This is a genomic window from Streptomyces sp. Ru72 (assembly GCF_002920635.1).
Lineage (GTDB): Bacteria > Actinomycetota > Actinomycetes > Streptomycetales > Streptomycetaceae > Streptomyces.
The window spans coordinates 82,791-101,254 of the sequence record NZ_PQSR01000018.1 but is presented as its reverse complement, the minus strand read 5'-3'; the positions used below and the strand labels follow the sequence as shown (position 1 = coordinate 101,254).

Annotated in this window: 17 protein-coding genes and 2 tRNA genes; 10 read left to right on the top strand and 9 right to left on the bottom strand. The window is 70.7% G+C overall.

Annotation, left to right across the window (positions count from 1 at the left end; all coding sequences use genetic code 11):
• Positions 1-12: 12 nt before the first annotated feature.
• Positions 13-768: an AIM24 family protein gene (locus C3488_RS11860; protein ID WP_103839334.1), complete on the top strand. Its 756-nt coding sequence runs from the start codon at positions 13-15 to the stop codon at positions 766-768.
• A 52-nt stretch (positions 769-820) separates the two neighbouring features.
• On the opposite strand, the gene C3488_RS11855 is transcribed toward C3488_RS11860, so the two are convergent.
• Positions 821-1,336 (bottom strand): NUDIX hydrolase, encoded by a 516-nt coding sequence (locus C3488_RS11855; RefSeq protein ID WP_103839333.1) that lies wholly within the window; start codon positions 1,334-1,336, stop codon positions 821-823.
• Positions 1,333-2,766: a zinc-dependent metalloprotease gene (locus C3488_RS11850; protein WP_103839332.1), complete on the bottom strand. Its 1,434-nt coding sequence runs from the start codon at positions 2,764-2,766 to the stop codon at positions 1,333-1,335. The genes C3488_RS11855 and C3488_RS11850 overlap by 4 nt, the downstream gene beginning before the upstream one ends.
• Positions 2,767-2,957: 191 nt before the next feature.
• Here C3488_RS11850 and C3488_RS11845 point away from each other — a divergent pair, with 191 nt between their 5' ends.
• The 4 genes from C3488_RS11845 (at position 2,958) to C3488_RS11835 (ending at position 6,348) form a co-directional block, all read left to right on the top strand.
• Positions 2,958-4,121 carry an SDR family oxidoreductase gene (locus C3488_RS11845; RefSeq protein WP_103839331.1) on the top strand — a complete coding sequence of 388 codons (1,164 nt, stop codon included), beginning with the start codon at positions 2,958-2,960 and terminating at the stop codon, positions 4,119-4,121.
• Between the two features lie 216 nt (positions 4,122-4,337).
• Complete coding sequence (locus C3488_RS11840; protein WP_103839330.1) at positions 4,338-4,796, top strand: molybdenum cofactor biosynthesis protein MoaE; 459 nt, start codon at positions 4,338-4,340, stop codon at positions 4,794-4,796.
• 206 nt (positions 4,797-5,002) lie between these two features.
• The gene (locus tag C3488_RS40445; protein WP_181138977.1) at positions 5,003-5,167 is read left to right on the top strand and encodes a hypothetical protein; all 165 of its coding nucleotides are present in this window, start codon (positions 5,003-5,005) and stop codon (positions 5,165-5,167) included.
• A gap of 83 nt (positions 5,168-5,250) precedes the next feature.
• A complete protein-coding gene (locus C3488_RS11835) occupies positions 5,251-6,348 on the top strand; it encodes a PDZ domain-containing protein (RefSeq protein WP_103839329.1) in 1,098 nt (365 codons plus the stop codon).
• A gap of 73 nt (positions 6,349-6,421) precedes the next feature.
• Here C3488_RS11835 and C3488_RS11830 read toward each other — a convergent pair whose 3' ends face one another.
• Positions 6,422-6,964 (bottom strand): PPA1309 family protein, encoded by a 543-nt coding sequence (locus C3488_RS11830; protein WP_258053375.1) that lies wholly within the window; start codon positions 6,962-6,964, stop codon positions 6,422-6,424.
• Between the two features lie 174 nt (positions 6,965-7,138).
• Here C3488_RS11830 and C3488_RS11825 point away from each other — a divergent pair, with 174 nt between their 5' ends.
• The 4 genes from C3488_RS11825 to C3488_RS11810 all read left to right on the top strand — a co-directional run bounded on the left by C3488_RS11825 (position 7,139) and on the right by C3488_RS11810 (position 12,571).
• Entirely contained in the window at positions 7,139-10,126 is a 2,988-nt protein-coding gene (locus tag C3488_RS11825) for a UPF0182 family protein (protein WP_103839356.1), read from the top strand.
• Between the two features lie 43 nt (positions 10,127-10,169).
• Positions 10,170-10,243 (top strand) — tRNA-Met (locus tag C3488_RS11820).
• 229 nt (positions 10,244-10,472) lie between these two features.
• On the top strand, positions 10,473-12,407 hold the full coding sequence (locus C3488_RS11815) for a tetratricopeptide repeat protein (protein ID WP_103839327.1): 1,935 nt from the start codon (positions 10,473-10,475) through the stop codon (positions 12,405-12,407).
• A gap of 90 nt (positions 12,408-12,497) precedes the next feature.
• Positions 12,498-12,571 (top strand) — tRNA-Met (locus C3488_RS11810).
• Positions 12,572-12,710: 139 nt separating this feature from the next.
• On the opposite strand, the gene C3488_RS11805 is transcribed toward C3488_RS11810, so the two are convergent.
• The 3 genes from C3488_RS11805 to hisN all read right to left on the bottom strand — a co-directional run bounded on the left by C3488_RS11805 (position 12,711) and on the right by hisN (position 14,743).
• Positions 12,711-13,130, bottom strand: coding sequence for a Fur family transcriptional regulator (locus tag C3488_RS11805; protein ID WP_103839326.1), 420 nt, complete (start codon positions 13,128-13,130; stop codon positions 12,711-12,713).
• 165 nt (positions 13,131-13,295) lie between these two features.
• Positions 13,296-13,691 carry a cyclic nucleotide-binding/CBS domain-containing protein gene (locus tag C3488_RS11800; protein ID WP_103839325.1) on the bottom strand — a complete coding sequence of 132 codons (396 nt, stop codon included), beginning with the start codon at positions 13,689-13,691 and terminating at the stop codon, positions 13,296-13,298.
• Positions 13,692-13,942: 251 nt separating this feature from the next.
• Positions 13,943-14,743: a histidinol-phosphatase gene (gene hisN / locus C3488_RS11795; protein ID WP_103839324.1), complete on the bottom strand. Its 801-nt coding sequence runs from the start codon at positions 14,741-14,743 to the stop codon at positions 13,943-13,945.
• Positions 14,744-14,947: 204 nt separating this feature from the next.
• On the opposite strand from hisN, the gene C3488_RS11790 reads away from it, so the two are divergent.
• Positions 14,948-15,556, top strand: coding sequence for a TetR/AcrR family transcriptional regulator (locus tag C3488_RS11790; RefSeq protein WP_103839323.1), 609 nt, complete (start codon positions 14,948-14,950; stop codon positions 15,554-15,556).
• A gap of 63 nt (positions 15,557-15,619) precedes the next feature.
• On the opposite strand, the gene C3488_RS11785 is transcribed toward C3488_RS11790, so the two are convergent.
• The 3 genes from C3488_RS11785 to aroA form a co-directional block, all read right to left on the bottom strand.
• Positions 15,620-15,943 carry a multidrug efflux SMR transporter gene (locus C3488_RS11785; protein ID WP_103839322.1) on the bottom strand — a complete coding sequence of 108 codons (324 nt, stop codon included), beginning with the start codon at positions 15,941-15,943 and terminating at the stop codon, positions 15,620-15,622.
• 101 nt (positions 15,944-16,044) lie between these two features.
• On the bottom strand, positions 16,045-17,055 hold the full coding sequence (gene rsgA / locus C3488_RS11780; protein ID WP_103839355.1) for a ribosome small subunit-dependent GTPase A: 1,011 nt from the start codon (positions 17,053-17,055) through the stop codon (positions 16,045-16,047).
• 17 nt (positions 17,056-17,072) lie between these two features.
• Positions 17,073-18,389 carry a 3-phosphoshikimate 1-carboxyvinyltransferase gene (aroA, locus tag C3488_RS11775; RefSeq protein WP_103839321.1) on the bottom strand — a complete coding sequence of 439 codons (1,317 nt, stop codon included), beginning with the start codon at positions 18,387-18,389 and terminating at the stop codon, positions 17,073-17,075.
• Positions 18,390-18,464: the final 75 nt, after the last annotated feature.

The window sequence follows — 18,464 nt, the reverse complement described above, 5'->3', positions numbered from 1 at the left end:
GAACCGCACACCATGCAGAGCTCGCTTTTCGCCTACAACGAGCAGCAGACCCAGGAGCGCTACAGCCTGCAGAACCCGCAGATGCTGCGCGTCCTGCTGGAGGGCCACGACGACGTCCTGGCGCGCAAGGGCACCATGGTCGCCTATCAGGGGCTCATCGAGTTCGACGCCGAGTACCAGAGCGGCGGTCAGCGTCGCGCGCGGGCCCACACCGGTGAGGGCCTGGACCTGATGCGCTGTCACGGACAGGGCACCGTCTACCTCGCCAACCTCGCGCAGCACGTGCACATCATGGACGTCGAGCGGGACGGGCTGACCGTCGACAGCAGTTACGTCCTGGCGATGGACTCCTCGCTGCACCACGAGGTCATCGCCGTCGACAGCCTGTACGGGATCTCCGGCTCCGGCAAGTACCAGCTCAACATCACCGGCCGCGGCAAGGTCGCGCTGATGACGTCGGGTGCGCCGCTGCTGATGCAGGTCACGCCGGACAAGTACGTCAACTGCGACGCCGACGCGATCGTCGCCTGGTCCACCGGTCTTCGGGTGCAGATGCAGGCCCAGACGCATTCCTCCGGGGTGTGGCGGCGCCGCGGCAACACCGGTGAGGGCTGGGAGCTCAGCTTCATGGGCAGCGGCTTCGCGCTGGTGCAGCCCAGCGAGCTGCTGCCGCCGCAGAACGCCCAGATCGGGCAGGGGCTGGCCGCGCAGTTCGGCATGGGGCAGCACGGGGCACGGGCACAGAACCAGGGAAACGTCTGGAGCTGAGCATGGGTGAGGGGTGACCGCAGTGGCGGCCACCCCTCACCCGGTCACACCTTCACAGCCTGGCGCGCGTAGCTTCCAGCAGCCGTACGACCGACTCGTCCGCCACGTCCGCCACCTCGGTGTACGGGAACCAGCGCAGGTCCAGGGACTCGTCGCTGATCGCCTCCACGGCCCCGGCCGGGGCGAGCGCCGCGTACTGGACGTCGAGGTGCCAGGCGCACGGCGTGTGATGCCGGTCCAGGCGCACGGGACCGCCGGGCAGCAGGATCAGTCCCTCGATGCCCGACTCCTCGGTCGCCTCACGGCGCGCGGCGTCCGCCAGCGTCGCGTCGTCCGGCTCGCAGTGGCCGCCCATCTGCAGCCACATCCGGATCTTCTTGTGGAGGGTCAGGAGCACCCGGCCGTGCTCGGGGTCGATCACCAGTGCGCTCGCGGTGATGTGCCCGTCCCCACAGGACTTCCACATGCCGTCCGGGTGCGCCTGGAGGTGGTCCAGATACGCCTGGCGCAGCTCTTCCTGGTCCTCGTAGGACTTGAGCACGAGGACAGCGTCGTCGTGGAGGCTCACTCGGCGTCGTCGCCCTCTGCTTCGCCGCCGTCCTTCTTCCTCAGGTCCGGCTTCGGAGCGGAGCCGCCCGCCGCCTCGCCGAGCATCTTGTCCAGCTCCGAGAAGTCGAGCTGCTCGCGGTGCACGAACCCGTCCGGGTCGTCCAGGTCGGACGCCGTCGGCAGCATGTCCGGGTGGGCCCACAGGCCGTCCCGGCCGTCGACACCGCGCGCGTCCGTGAGCGACGCCCACAGACGGGAGGCGTCCCGCAGCCGGCGCGGGCGCAGCTCCAGGCCGATCAGCGTGGCGAACGTCTGCTCTGCCGGGCCGCCCGAGGCGCGACGGCGGCGCAGGGTCTCGCGCAGCGCGTCCGCGGATGCCAGGCGCGGCTTCGCGGCCGCGTGCACCACCGCGTCGACCCAGCCCTCGACGAGCGCCAGCGCCGTCTCCAGACGGGCCAGGGCCGCCTTCTGCTCCGGTGTGTCCTCCGGCTGGAACATGCCCTGCTGGAGCGCCTGCTGCAGCTCCTCCGGGTTCTGCGGGTCGAACTGGCCGACCACGTCCTCCAGCTTCGCCGTGTCGACCTTGATGCCGCGGGCGTAGCCCTCGACGGCGCCGAACAGGTGCGAGCGCAGCCACGGCACGTGTGCGAACAGGCGCTGGTGGGCGGCCTCGCGCAGTGCGAGGTACAGCCGCACCTCCTCCTTGGGCACGCCCAGGTCCTTGCCGAACACCTCGATGTTCAGCGGCAGCAGCGCGGCCTTCCCGGCCGGGCCGAGCGGCAGACCGATGTCGGTGGAGCCGACGACCTCGCCCGCGAGCACGCCGACGGCCTGCCCGATCTGCGTGCCGAACATGGCGCCGCCCATGGAGCGCATCATGCCGATCAGCGGGCCCGCCATGGCCTGCATCTCCTCCGGCAGGACGTCGCCCATGGCCGCGCCGACGCGCTCGGCGACCGGATCGACGAGCTCCTTCCACACCGGCAGGGTCGCCTCGACCCACTCCGCGCGGCTCCAGGCCACTGCGGAGCCCGAGCCGGACGGCAGCGACGTCGCGTCGTCGAGCCACAGGTCGGCCAGGCGGACGGCCTCCTCCACGGCGGAGCGCTCGCCAGGGCTCACGCTCTGGTCCTTGGTGCCGTCGGGGGTGCCCTGGGAGACCGTCTGGCGGGCGATCTGCTTGGCCATGTCCCAGTTCACGGGGCCGCCCTCGTAGGAGAGCATCTGGCCCAGCTGCTGGAAGGCGGCGCCCAGGTCGGTGGGGTTCAGGGAACCGAACATCGCTGCGAGCGGGTTGTCGGCGCCGGCACCGCCGGCTCCGGGAAGCCCGAAGCCGAACGGGTTGGCCGGTCCCTGACCACCGCCGCTCTGCGGGTCCTTCTTCTTGCCCTCGTCGCCGTTCTCCGGCTCCTCCGGCGGAAGGCCGAATCCGAATGGGGTGTCACTCACGGGATTCCTCGGCTGGTAAGGCCACCGGTTCCTTCCGGCGGCTGGCTGCCCGACAACACCACCCAGCGTAGACACCTTGACCCGATCGGGCCTGGGTGCTTCGCCGACTCCTGGCCTGGGGCAGGATGGATGCCACCTGGTACGCACGCGTGCTTTGCGTCCGTATGGAAGACAACCGCTGGAGACGCCCGGTGAGTTCCCCAGATCCGCAGGTTCGCGCAGCGCGAAACCATTCAGCCCACCCGTCGCCCGACCACCGCCCCTCAAGGACGGCGCTCGGCGCCGGCGAGTCGGCCGCCATCCGCGGGCCCGTCGTCGCGGTCACCGGTGCCGCGTCCGGGGTCGGCGCGCTGCTCACCGAGCGGCTCGCCGCGTGCGAGGAGATCCGGCAGGTCGTCGCCATCGACGAGCGACGCGGGGAGTGCGCGGCGGCGCGGTGGCACATCCTGGACGTGCGGGATCCGGCGATCGCGGACAAGCTGCGGGGCGCGGACGTGGTGGTGCACCTGGCGCTCGACCTGGACCTGGAGACGGACCCGGCGGCGCGCACGGCGTACAACGTGCGCGGAACGCAGACCGTGCTGACCGCGGCGGCGGCCGCCGGGGTGCACCGGGTGGTGCTGTGCACGTCCGCGATGGTCTACGGGGCGCTGCCGGACAACGAGCTGCCGCTGTCGGAGGACGCCGAGCTGCGGGCGACGGCGGAGGCGACCGGGGTCGGGGACCTGCTGGAGATCGAGCGGCTCGCGCGGCGGGCGCCGAGGGCCCATCCGGGGCTCAACGTCACCGTGGTGCGGCCCGCGGTGCTGGTCGGGGGCACGGACACGGCGCTGACCAGGTATTTCGAGTCACCTCGGCTGCTGGTGGTGGCGGGGTCGCGGCCGGCGTGGCAGTTCTGCCACGTCGAGGATCTGTGCAGTGCCTTGGAGTACGCCGTTCTCGAGAAGGTGGAGGGGGAACTGGCCGTCGGGTGCGAGGGGTGGCTGGAGCAGGAGGAGGTCGAGGAGCTGAGCGGGATCCGGCGGATGGAGCTGCCGTCCGCGGTCGCGCTGGGCGCGGCGGCCCGGCTGCACCGCATCGGGCTGACGCCGTCGCCGGCCGGGGACCTCGCGTACACGATGTACCCCTGGGTCGTGAGCGGGAGCCGGCTGCACGACGCCGGGTGGCGGCCGAAGTGGACGAACGAGGAGGTGCTGGCCGAGCTGCTGGAGGAGGTGGCCGGGCGGCACACCGTGGTGGGGCGGCGGCTGGGACGCAAGGACGCGACGGCGGCGGGGGCCGCGGGGGCGACGGTCGCTCTGCTGGGTGCGGCGGCGGTGGTGCGGAGGGCGCGGAAGGCGCGGCGGCGGGTCTGAGGGGCGGTGCGGGGGTCTGGTCAGGTGTCGCAGCGGGATTCCGGCCGGGTTCGGTGCGTCGCGGCTGGGCGCCGAGGCAGTTCGCCCGCGGCCCTCACCCTTCCCCTTCCCGGGTGCTCCGCCCCCGGGGCCCCGCTCGGGGACCGCGTCCCCTGAAATATCGCCCGGGGACTGCGGCTGTTCCTCCTTCTCCGAGGTGTACGGCACGATGGGGGCATGGCACCCAACAGTGATCACCCCGGTGAGCAGGTGGCGGACGAGCCCATCAAGCTGCTGGCCATTCGGGACACCCCGCTCTCCGTCGACGAGGTCTTCCAGTCCGTAGGGGACGCCGCGGCCGGAGGGATCGCGCTGTTCGTCGGAACCGTGCGCAACCATGACGGCGGGGCCGATGTCGACGCGCTCGGCTACTCGTGCCATCCGACCGCCGAGGCCGAGATGCGCCGCATCGCCGAGAAGGTCGTCGCCGAGTACCCCGTCCGGGCGCTCGCGGCGGTGCACCGCGTGGGGGACCTGCGCGTCGGTGATCTCGCCGTCGTCGTCGCCGTGGCGTGCCCCCACCGGGGTGAGGCCTTCGAGGCCTGCCGCAAGCTCATCGACGACCTCAAGCACGAAGTGCCCATCTGGAAGCACCAGAGGTTCTCCGACGGCACCGATGAATGGGTCGGCGCGTAGCGCTGTCGTTGTGGGGTGGTGGTCGGGCGGCGGGAGGGCGGGTCGGTGCCTGCCGAGCGGGGGAGCGCGTACCTCTCCTGGGGTTAACCAACCTCTCACCCGGGCTCCGGTTGCGTAACCGTACCCCTCGCGTGAGCGTTGACATTGCAGATGATTAATCTGCTGATCAGTCAGTTGCGGTCGCTCATCGGGGTTGGGAGGTCGGCATGGCGGCGCTCGCCTGGTTGCTGATTCCGCTTTTGGCTGGGATCGGTGCAGGACTGTGGGGCAGTTGGGCCAGTCGCAACCGCAAGGCCGCGGGCGACGGCTCCGAGCTCGCCGGGTACGCGCGTTTCCGCGAGGCCATGGAGAGGTCCCACTCGGGCGGCTGAGCGCGCCGAGGATCCAGGGCCGCCCGTGCTCGTACGGACGGCCCTGACGGTCCGCTGACAGCACCGTCCCGTACTGTCGTTCCATGCCACGCCGCACCGCGACGATGCTCGCCTCCACCTTGATGCTGATCGCGCTCCTGTGTGCGGGAGTGTTCATCAAAGTGCCGTACTCGGAGATGTCCCCGGGGCCGACGGTGAACACCCTGGACGAGCACGACGGCCAGCCGGTGCTGCAGATCTCCGGGCGCAGGACCTACCCGACGACCGGACACCTGAACATGACCACCGTGCGGGTCACCAGCGCCGACTACAACATGAACCTCGTGGAGGCCGTCTACGGCTGGCTGGCGCACGACACCAAGGTGGTCCCGCACGACACGCTCTACCCGGACGGCAAGACCGAACAGCAGTCCACGCAGGAGAACGCCGAGGAGTTCAGCCAGTCCCAGGAGAGCGCCAAGGTCGCAGCCCTGAAGGAGCTGGGCATCCCGGTGAAGTCCTGGGTGATCGTCTCCACCGTGCTCAAGGGGTCGCCCGCCGAGGGCAGGCTGCACGCCGGCGATGTGATCAAGGCCGTCGACGGCAGTGCCGTGAAGGTGCCCGAGGACGTCGCAAAGCTGGTCACCAAGCACAAGCCCGGCGAGAATGTCGTATTCACGATCGTCCCGGCGAAGGAGCAGGCCGCCGCCGAGAAGGCGCACAAGACGGCGACCGGAACCCGGGATGTGACGATCACCACGACGAAGTCCCACGACACCGGCCGGGAACGGGCCATCGTCGGGATCTCCGCCGGGACCGATCACACCTTCCCGTTCACCATCGACATCAAGCTCGCCGACGTGGGCGGACCGAGCGCCGGGCTGATGTTCGCCCTCGGCATCTACGACAAGCTCACCCCGGGCAGCCTCACCGGCGGCAAGTTCGTCGCCGGCACCGGCACCATCGACGACGACGGCCAGGTCGGACCGATCGGCGGTGTCGAGATGAAGACCGTCGGGGCGCGCAGCAAGGGCGCACAGTACTTCCTCACCCCCAAGGACAACTGCGCCTCCGCCGCCAAGGACACCCCCAAGGGGCTCACCCTGGTGAAGGTCAACACCATCGAGGACGCCCTGAACGCCCTCAAGGACATCCGCACCGGCAAGACCGCCGATCTGCCGACGTGCACCACCAAGGGCTGACGAGCAGCGCCTTCGCATGAGTGGGGGCGCCCGTAAGCCTCCGGGCGCCCCCACTCGCGCGTACGCGGAGCGCTCAGTCCTCGAACGTCGCCGCCAGTGCCTCCGCAAGGCCCGGCACGAGGTCCGGGCCGGTCAGCACCTCCGTCGGCGAGTCCTTCTCGCGCAGCCGCAGCGCCGACTCCCGCGCGCCGTCCCGCAGCACCGCCACCGTCATCCGCACCTCCTGGCGCTCCGGGTGCTCGGCGACCCACGCGGCCAGCTTCTTCTCGCTCAGTCCCTGGGGGACCTGGGACTCCGCGGACGGCGGCAGCATCAGCCGCTCCACCGTGAGCGCACAGCCGACCACCGCGTCGGGCCAGGCGATGGTGCCGAGGAACTCGTCCAGCGGCCGGTCGGCGGGGATCTCGTCCTGCTCGATCGGGGTGAGACCCGCGGCCTCGGGCTCGTCCTGAAGGCCGAGCTGGGTCGCGAGCGCGGGCTCCTCGGTCCGCAGGCGCGCGGTGTCGACGAGGGCGAAGAGGCGAGCGGGCTGGTCCCAGCCGAGGCCGGAGGCGTACTCGTCGATCTCGAGCACGGCCCGGGTGAGCGGGTTCGCTGCCATGGGAGTGTTGGACATGGTCACAATCCTGCCTCGTTCCCACCCGGAAGCGGGAACCGAGTAAAGCGCCAGTAAGTTGCATAGGTGAGGCTCCGCGATCGTGGAGCCTCATCCATGGTCCGCGTTCACGGGGGCCTGACGGATCAACTCGGATCAACAGCGAACTTCGAGGTGCGCACCTTGGCTTTCCAGATGCCCGACCGCGGCGGAGGCCCGACGGGGCCACGGATCAGAGTGGGCCGCCCGTCCGGGCGGGCCCGGACCCTGCTCATGACGCTCGGGGTCCTCGCCGTCCTCGGTATGGCGTTCGTCATGTTCGCCGGTTTCTGGACGGACTGGCTCTGGTACCGGTCGGTGAAGTACTCGTCGGTCTTCACCACCACCCTGTGGACCAAGATCGGGCTCTTCTTCGTCTTCGGTCTGCTGATGGCGGCAGCGGTCGGCGTGAACATCTGGCTCGCGCACCGGCTGCGTCCGCCGCTGAGCGCCATGTCCATGGAGCAGCAGAGCCTCGACCGGTACCGGATGGGGATCGCGCCCTACAAGACGTGGCTGCTGCTCGGGATCACCGCCCTGGTGGGCCTGGTCGCGGGCGCGTCGGCGTCGAGCCAGTGGCGGACCTGGCTGATGTGGGTGAACGGCGTGCCGTTCCACCAGAAGGACCCCCAGTTCCACCTGGACGTCTCCTTCTATGCCTTCGACCTGCCCTGGTACCGCTTCCTGCTCGGCTTCGGCTTCGCCGCGACGGTCCTGTCCCTGATCGCCGCCGCGCTCACCCACTACCTGTACGGCGGGCTGCGGATCACCTCCCCGGGAGCGCGCGCCACCGCCGCCGCCACCGGGCACCTGTCCGTGCTGCTCGGTGTCTTCGTCGCCCTGAAGGCGGTCGCCTACTGGCTCGACCGGTACGGACTCGCGGTCAAGTCCAGCGACTTCAAGGCGACCGGCAACTGGACGGGTCTGCGGTACGTCGACGCGAACGCCTACCTGCCGGCCAAGACGATCCTGTTCTGCATCGCGGTCATCTGCGCGCTGCTGTTCTTCGCCACTCTGTGGCGGCGCACCTGGCAGCTGCCCGTGATCGGTTTCGGCCTGATGGTGCTCTCGGCGATCCTCATCGGCGGGCTGTACCCGGCGATCGTCCAGAAGTTCCAGGTCCAGCCGAACGAGCAGGCCAAGGAGGCGCCGTACGTCGACAAGAACCTGAAGGCGACCCGCGAGGCCTACGGCATCGACGACGCCCAGGTCAGCGAGTACCCGGGGACGAGCAGCAGCAAGGACAAGAGCGCGCTGCGCGCAGACGCGGACGCCACCGCGAGCATCCGCCTGCTGGACCCGAACATCGTCTCGCCGACGTTCCAGCAGCTCCAGCAGATGAAGAACTACTACGCGTTCCCGACCAACCTGGACGTCGACCGGTACACGAAGGACGGCAAGGACCAGGACACGGTCATCGGTCTGCGCGAGCTGAACCTGAACGGCATTCCGAAGAACAACTGGATCAACGACCACTTCCGCTACACCCACGGCTACGGCGTGGTCGCGGCCAAGGGCACCACCGCCGACGCCAACGGCCAGCCCGTCTTCACCGAGTCCGACCTGCCGTCGACCGGTGACCTCGGGACGTACGAACAGCGGATCTACTACGGCGAGAAGACCACCACGTACTCGATCGTCGGCGGCCCCCAGAAGGAGATCGACTACTCCGACGACAACGGCGAGAAGACCACCAGCTACCGGGGCAAGAGCGGGGTCAGCCTCTCCAACCCGATCAACCGGGCCGCGTACGCGGTGGCGTTCAGCGAGCCGCAGATCCTCTACTCCGGCGCCATAGGCGACGGCTCGCGGATCCTGTACAACCGCACGCCCAAGGAACGCGTCGAGGCGGTCGCGCCGTGGCTGACCATCGACGGCGACGCCTACCCGGCCGTCGTCGACGGCCGCATCCAGTGGATCGTCGACGCCTACACGACGTCGAACGGCTATCCGTACTCCTCCCGTACGACGCTGGGCGACACCACGGCCGACTCGCTGACCGCGGGCAACACCCAGCGCGCGGTGATGGCCCAGCAGAACCAGGTCAACTACATCCGCAACTCGGTGAAGGCGACCGTCGACGCGTACACGGGCGAGGTCAAGCTCTACCAGTGGGACACCGAGGACCCGGTCCTGAAGACCTGGATGAAGGCGTTCCCGGGCACCGTGGAGCCGCGTGGCGACATCTCGCCGTCGCTCATGTCCCATCTGCGCTACCCGCAGGACCTGTTCAAGGTCCAGCGCGAGCTGCTGACCCGCTACCACGTCAAGGACGCGCAGACGTTCCTCAGCGGCAGCGAGGTCTGGCAGGTGCCCGACGACCCGACGAACAAGACGGGCAACGCGGTGCCGCCGTACTACCTGAGCATGAAGATGCCCGACCAGCAGGCGCAGGCGTTCTCCCTGACGACGACCTTCACACCGAACGGCCGTGACAACCTGAGCGCCTTCATGGCGGTCGACTCCGAGGCGGGTACCCCCGACTACGGCAAGATCAGGATTCTGAAGCTGCCGACGAGCAGAACGGTCGACGGGCCGAAGCAGGTCCAGAGCCAGTTCAACTCCGAGCAGAGCATCGCCGAGTCGATCAGGCTGCTGAAGGGCGGCGACTCCGACATCGAGTACGGCAACCTGCTCACCGTGCCGATCGACGGAGGACTGCTGTACGTGGAACCCGTCTACGTCCGCGGCGGCGGGCTCAAGTATCCGCTGCTGCGCAAGGTGTTGGTGACCTACGGCGGCAACACCGCGTTCGAGGACACGCTCGACGAGGCGCTCAACAAGGTCTTCGGCGTCCAGGGTTCCACCCCGCCGCCGGAGACCGGGACCGGCAACCCGCCGACACCCGGCAACCCGACCGTCCAACAGGCGCTCCAGGACGCCCAGAAGGCCTTCGACGCCGGCCAGGAAGCCCTCAAGAAGGGCGACTGGGAGGCGTACGGGCGGGCGCAGAAGGACCTGCAGGACGCGCTGAAGCAGGCCGAGGAGGCCCAGACAAAGGCCGGGAAGACCAGTGGCGGTGGCAGCGGTGGCGCGAGCGGCAGCAGTCCCTCCGCCACTCCGAGCAGCTCACCGGGCAGTTCACCGAGCGGCAGTCCGAGCGGTTCGGCCAGCAGTTCGCCGAGCGCTTCCGGCGGGGGCTGAACCAGGACCACTCCCGCGCCGTGATACGGTGAACCAACAACGGCGCGGGGTGGAGCAGCTCGGTAGCTCGCTGGGCTCATAACCCAGAGGTCGCAGGTTCAAATCCTGTCCCCGCTACTGAAGTCGAGGGCCCGGATCCTGATCGTGGATCCGGGCCCTCGGCGTGTGTGCGACACGAGGGGGCGTACGGCGTGACCAGGTGACTTGCCTGAAATGCGGCTGCTTGTGGGGGCAGTTGGCCACTTCTGTGTTTGACTTGTCTCTCTGTGGGCATGTCGACAAAACGCTGAAGTGACCTCACTGGCTGCGGTATACCAGGTGTACCCAGGTTGCAGGTGGTGCGACGATGGACGTTATGGGGGACAAGGCAACTCTGTTCGGGACGGGCCGATTTGTGCGGTCCGCCGACCGGCTCGTGGACCGGCCGGCCGAGCAGTCCGCCGACATGTCCGCCCACCGACTCGCCCACCAGTTTGCCGATCACTCGGCCGATTCCTCCGTCGACCCGTCCGACCAGGCTGTCGAGCAGGCTGTCGAGCGGGACGAGGCCGGTGAGGCGGCCGAGGAGGCACGGCAGCGGCTCGCTGCCGAGGCCGGAGACGTCCAGGCGATGAGCGTCCTCGGCGCCATGCTGCTGCGCCGAGGCGATCTCGACGGAGCCGAGCCCCAGCTGCGCGCCGCCACGGCCGCGGGTGACCGCGCCGCCGCCAACAACCTGGGTGTCCTTCTGCACCAGCGCGGATACGCGGAGGAGGCGGCCGGCTGGTGGCGCATCGCCGCCGTCGCAGGGTCCGCCGCCGCCGCGCACGCGCTCGGACGGCACCACCGTGAGCGCGGCGACGAGCCGGCCGCCGAGTACTGGCTGCGCCAGGCGGCCGAGCAGGGGCATGTGCTGGGCGCCTACGCGCTCGCCGATCTCCTGGAGCACCGCGGTGACGACGGCGCCGAGCAGTGGATGCGGGCCGCCGCGGAGCGCGGGCACCGTGAGGCCGCGTACCGGTTGGCGAGAACGCTCGACCGCAGGGCGCTGTCCGAGCGGAAGGCCGGCGCTGACAACGGTGTCGAGCCGTCCGCGCTCGAGGAGGCCGAGCAGTGGTACCGGCAGGCCGCCGCGCGCGGACACCGGCGCGCCGCGCTGCACCTCGGGGCGATCCTGGAGAGGCGGGGCGAGCTGAAGGAGGCCGGTCGCTGGTACCTGACGAGCGCGAAGGACGGCGAGGCGCGGGCCGCCTGCGCGCTCGGCTTCCTGCTGCGGGACACGGGGGACACCGAGAGCGCCGCGGTGTGGTGGCTCAGAGCCGCCCAGGAGGGCGACGGCAACGCGGCGAACGCGCTGGGCGCGCTGCACGCCGAGCGTGGAGAGACGCAGACCGCCGAGCGGTGGTACCGGGCGGCGATGGACGCGGGCGACGTCAACGGCGCGTACAACCTGGCTCTGCTCTGCGCCGAGCAGGGGCGGACCGCGCAGGCCGAGCAGTGGTACCGGCGCGCGGCGTACGCCGGGCACCGGGAGGCGGCGAACGCGCTCGCCATCCTGCTGCTGCAGGGCGGGGACGCGACGGGGGCGGAACCGTGGTTCTCCAAGGCGGCGGAGGCGGGGAGCGTGGACGCCGCGTTCAACCTGGGCATCCTCTACGCAGGGCGGGGCGAGGACGACACGGCCCTCGGATGGTACGAGCGGGCGGCGGCCGCCGGGCACACCGAGGCGGCGCTCCAGGTCGGGATCGCCCGACTGCGTCAGGGTGACGAGCGGACGGCCGAACGGCATCTGCGCTGCGCCGCGGGGGGCGGCAGCGCCGAGGCGGCGTACCGGCTGGCCATGCTCCTGGACGCGCGGCGGCCCCCGGCGCCCGCGCACGAGCTGGGGGAGCCGTCGCACGAGAAGAGCGAGTGCGAGGAGTGGTACGAGCGGGCGGCCTCGCAGGGGCACCGTCGGGCGCAGGTACGGGTCGGGATGCTGGCCGCCGCGCGGGGGGACGTCGTGGAGGCGGCGAGGTGGTACCGGGAGGCGGCTGAGGGCGGGTCGCGCAACGGCGCGTTCAATCTGGGGCTGCTGCTGGCGCGGGAGGGGAGCGAGCCGGAGGCCGCGCTGTGGTGGACCCGGGCGGCCGATGCAGGGCACGGTCGGGCGGCGCTGCGGCTGGCTCTGGTCTACGCGCGTCAGGGGGAGCTGGCGGAGGGGCAGCGGTGGGCCGACCGGGCGGTGTCGCTCGGGCCGGCGGAGGTGGCGGAGCGGGCGGCGCGGCTGCGGGACGCTCTGCGGGAGGAACTGTCGGCGTGACGGAGCGGGGCTCTGGGCACCGCAGGAGCGTGGGGCCGCTGAAGCGATTTGCCTCTGTCCGTGTCGTTGACGTAATGTTGCGTTCACCGACGCGGGGTGGAGCAGCTCGGTAGCTCGCTGGGCTCATAACCCAGAGGTCGCAGGTTCAAATCCTGTCCCCGCTACTGAAGGACCGAGGCCGGAAACCCAAACGGGTTCCGGCCTCGGTCTGTTATGCATTGATGCTCTGTTGATGCGTGACGCGCCCCTTCTGGCGCTGTGACGCCCCCTTGCGAGGTGAACGCGGCGGCCGGCGAAGCGCCGCTAGGCCGCCGCTGCGCAGTTCGGGCACAGGCCGCGGTACGTCACCTCTACGTCCGACACCGTGAAGCCGAAGCGCTCCGAGTCGGGGAGGTCCGTCAGCGGGTTGCCCGTCGGGTGGACGTCGCGGATCGTGCCGCAGTTTGCACACACCAGGTGGTGGTGCGGACGGTGCGCGTTCGGGTCGTACCGCTTGGCGCGCTTGTCCGTGGCGACCTCGAGCACCTCGCCCAGGGACACCAGCTCGCCCAGCGTGTTGTAGACGGTTGCCCGGGAGATCTCCGGCAGCTTGGCGACGGCACGCGCGTGCACCTCGTCGGCCGTCAGGTGGACGTGCTCGCCGTCGAGGACCTCGGCCACGACACGCCGCTGCGCGGTCATCCGCCATCCACGTCCGCGCAGCCGTTCCAACAGGTCACTCATGCCCACCAGCCTAACAGCTGGGGACCAGATTCCGAACAGGTGTGACTTTGGATGCTTACTTGTCTTGGACTTCGTCCAATGTGGTGGGTGCAGCCCTGCGCCTGCTCCGCGGCTGAGCCGGTGCGGTGCCTGTGCGGATCCTGTCCGTACAGGCACCGTCGTGCATCAGCTCACCGCTGCCGGTCGACGCGCCGGGGCCCAGCAGCGGATGATGTCGCGGACCGAGACGACGCCGACCGGTTCGTCGTCGTCCAGGACGATCAGATGCCGGAAGCCGCCGTGGGCCATGGCCCGCGCGGCCTCCTCGAGAGTCCAGGACGGAGCGGCGAACACGACGTCCATGGTGGTGTGGGCCTGGGCCCGTTCGACGTCCGGGCTCTGGCCCAGGCCGACGGAGTTGAGGATGTCGCGCTCGGTGAGGATGCCGGGGCCGCCGGCGTCCGGGTCGAGGACCACGGCCGCGCCGACCCGGCGGGCTGACATCAGGGCTGCTGCCTGGCGGAGAGTGTGTGCGGGGCCGATGGTGAGGACCACGGTGCTCATGGCGTCGCGGACGAGCATGGGGCGGAGCCACCTCCTACGAGTGCGCTGGACCGAACCCACTCGACCGCACTGGCTCAGGGCTCCGGAACCGTAGGATGTCGCCCGCCGGAAGCGCCCGCCCCAGGCTTCACAAATTCACAAGTGGGTGATGCCCAGGTTCCCAGGCAAAGGGCCGGTCAACAAGAGGGCGCGCGACGTGAGTTCAGGGGCGCTCGCGATGCACAGAAGCACCTCTGTGCACCCCTGGTGTCTCGTACGGACCGGTAGGGCTAGTACCGGTCGTTCAGATGGTCGAGCAGGGTGTCGTGGAGCAGCCCGTTGGAGGCGGCCGCGTTGCCGCTGTGCGGGCCCGGGCGGCCGTCGAGGCCCGTGAAGGAGCCGCCGGCCTCGGTCACGATGATCGCGTTCGCCGCCATGTCCCACAGCGACAGCTCCGGCTCGGCGCAGATGTCCACCGAGCCCTCCGCGACCATCATGTACGGCCAGAAGTCGCCGTAGCCGCGGGTGCGCCACACCGCACGCGTCAGGTCCAGGAAGCCGTTCAGTCGGCCCTGCTCCTCCCAGCCGGACAGCGAGGAGTACGCGAAGGACGCGTCCGACAGCCTCGAGACGCGCGAGACGTGCAGCCGCGACGCCGAGGACAGGCTGCGCCCCGTGAACGCGCCGTGCCCCTTCGCCGCCCACCAACGCCGGCCCAGCGCGGGCGCCGAGACGACACCGACGACGGGCTGGTAGCCCCCCTCGCCCGCCTCCATCAGCGAGATCAGCGTGGCCCACACCGGTACGCCGCGCACGTAGTTCTTGGTGCCGTCGATCGGGTCGATCACCCAGCGGCGCGGGCCCGTGCCCTCGACGCCGTACTCCTCGCCGAGGACCGCGTCGCGCGGCCGGGCGCGCTGGAGCTGGCCGCGGATGAGCTCCTCGGCGGCCTTGTCGGCCTCACTCACCGGTGTCATGTCCGGTTTTGTCTCGACCTTGAGGTCAAGGGCCTTGAACCGGCCCGTGGTCGCGGCGTCGGCCGCGTCCGCGAGCACATGGGCGAGCCGCAGGTCATCGAGATAGTCGGGCATGACCGAACCGTATCTGCCCCTTCGCCGCACCGGCCACACGGGACGGGGGATCTTCCCGGGGCGCCTCCGCGGGCGGCTCCGCGCTGCCGTGCGATCGCGGCGTGCGACGACCGGTAGGCGCCCTTCGATGCCGCCGAGAACCCTTGACACTATCGGTGCACGCGTCAACTCTGTGCGTGAGAGCCGCTGGTCCCGAGGGAGGCGATGATGCCTGCAGCGCGGGAATCCCTGCTGGACGCCGCCTATACGGCGCTCCTGCGCCGTCCGTGGTCCGCCGTGCGCATGGTGGACGTGGCCGCGGCGGCCGGTGTCTCCCGCCAGACGCTGTACAACGAGTTCGGCAGCAAGGACGGGCTCGCCCGCGCCCTGGTGCGCCGGGTGGCGGACGGGTACCTGGCCGGTGTCGAGAGGGCTCTCGCCGCGCACGGGGACGTCGGCGACCGGCTGACGTCCGTCGCGGAGTGGACCCTCTCGGCTGCCCGCGAGAACGTCCTAGTCCGCGCCATGCTCACCGGATGCTGGAGCGAGTCGTTGCCGTCGCCGTCGCTCGCGGCAGTGCCGTCCGGCTCCGCCGTACCGGCACAGCGGCGGGCCGACGGGCCACTGCCCTCACCGTCGGATCTTGTGGGCCTGGTCCGTGATCGCGCCGTGGCGGCGGCGGTCGCGCCCGGCATGGGCAACGGCGATGCCGCGGAGCTGGGCCGTGCCTGTGAGGTGGCCGTCAGGTTGTCGCTGTCGTGTGTGGCGGCTCCGCCGGGGGAGGGTGGGGTCGCGGAGCTGCTGCGGGCTGCTCTGCCGCGGCAGGTTCGATGACGGTGCGCCCCGAGCCCCGCCCCTCACGATGGGTGTCCCCTCGGTCGGCGTGCCCCCTCAGTCTCAGTGAGCCGAACCCGAGAGCTGCAAGCCGATCACGCCCACGATCACGAACGTGATCGAGACGATCTTCAGCGTGGACACGAGGTCACCCAGGAACACCATCCCGTAGATCGCCGTCCCCGCCGCCCCGATTCCCGTCCACACCGCGTACGCCGGACCCACGTCCAGTTTCCTCAAGGACAGCGTGAGGAGGCCGAAGCTGCCCAGTGCGAAACAGCAGAACGCGATGGTCGGCCAGAGCCTGGTGAAACCGTGGGAGAGCTTGAGGCAGACGGCGAATCCGGTCTCGAGAAGTCCGGCCACGATGACCAGCAGCCACGCCATGTGTCGTCCTCCCACGTCCCCACGCCGACTGCTCAGGTCCTGTCGGATCTCGATGCGTGTAAGCCTTTACCTGCGTGTGAGGCACCCAAACACCGGCGAGGTCAGTCCCCTTCCCTGCGTTCCCGCGTGGCGAGCAGCCTGCGCAGGGAGTACAGCCGGGCCGGATCCGCGTGGCCCTCGGCGACCCACGCGTCGAGCGCGCAGTCCGGCTCGTCGTGGCTGCACGCCCGTGGGCAGCCCTCGGTGCCGGGCTCGAGGTCCGGGAAGGCGTGGATGACGCGGGACGGGTCGATGTGGGCCAGGCCGAAGGACCGTACGCCCGGGGTGTCGATGACCCACCCGTCCGCCTCCTGCAGCGGCAGCGCCAGCGCCGAGGTCGTGGTGTGCCGGCCGCGGCCCGTGACCGCGTTGACATGCCCGGTCATGCGGCGCCTGTCCTCCGGAACCAGCGCGTTGACCAGGGTCGTCTTGCCCACACCCGAATGCCCGACGAACGCGGTGGCCTTGCCGTCGAGGTGCTCGCGCACCCGGTCCGCGGCGTCGCCGGTCTCCAGTTCCTCACGGCTGGTGACGACGTAGGGGATGTCCAGGTCGCCATACAGCTCCAGAAGCTTCTCGGGCGGTGCGAGGTCCGACTTGGTCAGCACCAGCAGCGGGTCCAGGCCGCCGTCGTAGGCCGCCACCAGGCAGCGGTCGATCAGGCGCGGGCGCGGCTCGGGGTCCGCGAGGGCGGTGACGATGGCCAGCTGGTCGGCGTTGGCGACGACCACGCGCTCGTAGGGATCGTCGTCGTCGGCGGTGCGGCGCAGCACCGACGAGCGCTCCTCGATGCGGACGATCCGCGCGAGAGTGTCCTTCTTGCCGGACAGGTCGCCGACCAGGGCGACACGGTCACCGACCACCGCGGCCTTGCGGCCCAGTTCACGGGCCTTCATCGCCATGACCGTACGGCCGTCGACCAGGCAGGTCAGCCGCCCGCGGTCGACGGTGAGGACCATGCCCTCCGCCGCGTCCTCGTGCTTGGGCCGGATGCTCGTACGCGGCCGGTTGCCCCTGCGGTTGGGACGCGTGCGGATGTCGTCCTCGTCGGTGTGCTTGCCGTAGCGGCGCATGGTCGTCAGTCCGCCCGTCAGTTCCCCAGCATCCCGGTCCACAGGTCGGGGAAGTCCGGCAGCGTCTTGGCCGTGGTCGCCACGTTCTCGATCCGCACGCCCTCGACCGCGAGGCCGATGACGGCGCCCGCGGTGGCCATGCGGTGGTCGTCGTAGGTGTGGAAGACCCCGCCGTGCAGAGGGCGCGGGCGGATGTGGAGACCGTCGGCGGTCTCGGTGACGTCACCGCCCAGTTCGTTGATCTCCTTGGTCAGCGCGGCCAGGCGGTCCGTCTCGTGCAGCCGCAGATGGGCCACGCCGCGCAGGGTGGACGGGGAGTCCGCGAGGGCCGCGACCGCAGCGATACCCGGGGTCAGCTCGCCGACCTCGCTCAGGTCCACGTCGATGCCGTGGACGGCACCGGAGCCGGTGAAGACCAGGCCCCGTTCGGTCAGTTCGCAGGAGCCGCCCATCTCGGTGAAGATCTCACGAAGGCGGTCGCCGGGCTGGGTCGTGCGGGCCGGCCAGTCCGGGATGACGACCTTGCCGCCGGTCACCAGGGCGGCGGCGAGGAACGGCTGGGCGTTCGACAGGTCCGGCTCGACGGTCAGGTCACGCCCGAGCAGGGCGCCCGGCGTGACCCGCCAGACGTTGGGCTCACCACCCGACTCCGGGGTGTCCACCTGGGCGCCGACCGCGCGCAGCATGTCGACCGTCATGCGGATGTGCGGCAGGGAGGGCAGCGTCGCACCGGTGTGGCGGACCTCGACGCCCTGGTTGAAGCGGGGGGCGGACAGCAGCAGGGCGCTGACGAACTGGGAGGACGAGGACGCGTCGACCGACACCGGTCCGCCGTCCAGCGCGCCGCCGCCGTGGACGGTGAGCGGCAGCGCGCCGCGGCCGTCGTCGTCGATACGGGCGCCGAGGGCGCGCAGGGCGTCGATCACGCCGTTCAGGGGGCGTTCGTACGAGCGCGGGTCGCCGTCGAAGCGGACCGGGCCGTCGGCGAGCGCGGCCACCGGGGGCAGGAAGCGCATCACGGTGCCGGCATTGCCGACGTCGACCGTGGCCGGGCCGTGCAGTACGGCGGGGATGACGCGCCAGGTCTCCCCGGAGCCGTCCGGCCCGACCCCTTCCTCGATACCGACCCCCATCGCGCGCAGGGCCGCGGCCATCAGCAGGGTGTCGCGGGAGCGCAGCGGTCGGCGCAGCCAGCCAGGCTCGGAGGCGAGGGCGGCGAGGACGAGGGCGCGGTTGGTGACCGACTTGGACCCGGGCACGTGAACCGTCGCGTCGACGGCTCCGCTCGCGTGCGGGGCGGGCCAGAGGGCGGTGTGCGGGGGGTTCGGGGCCATGGGCCCACTCTATAAGGGCGCTGTTGAGGCGAGCATCGTTCGGGAGCGGCGCCGTCGCGGCTGGTCGCTCCCCCT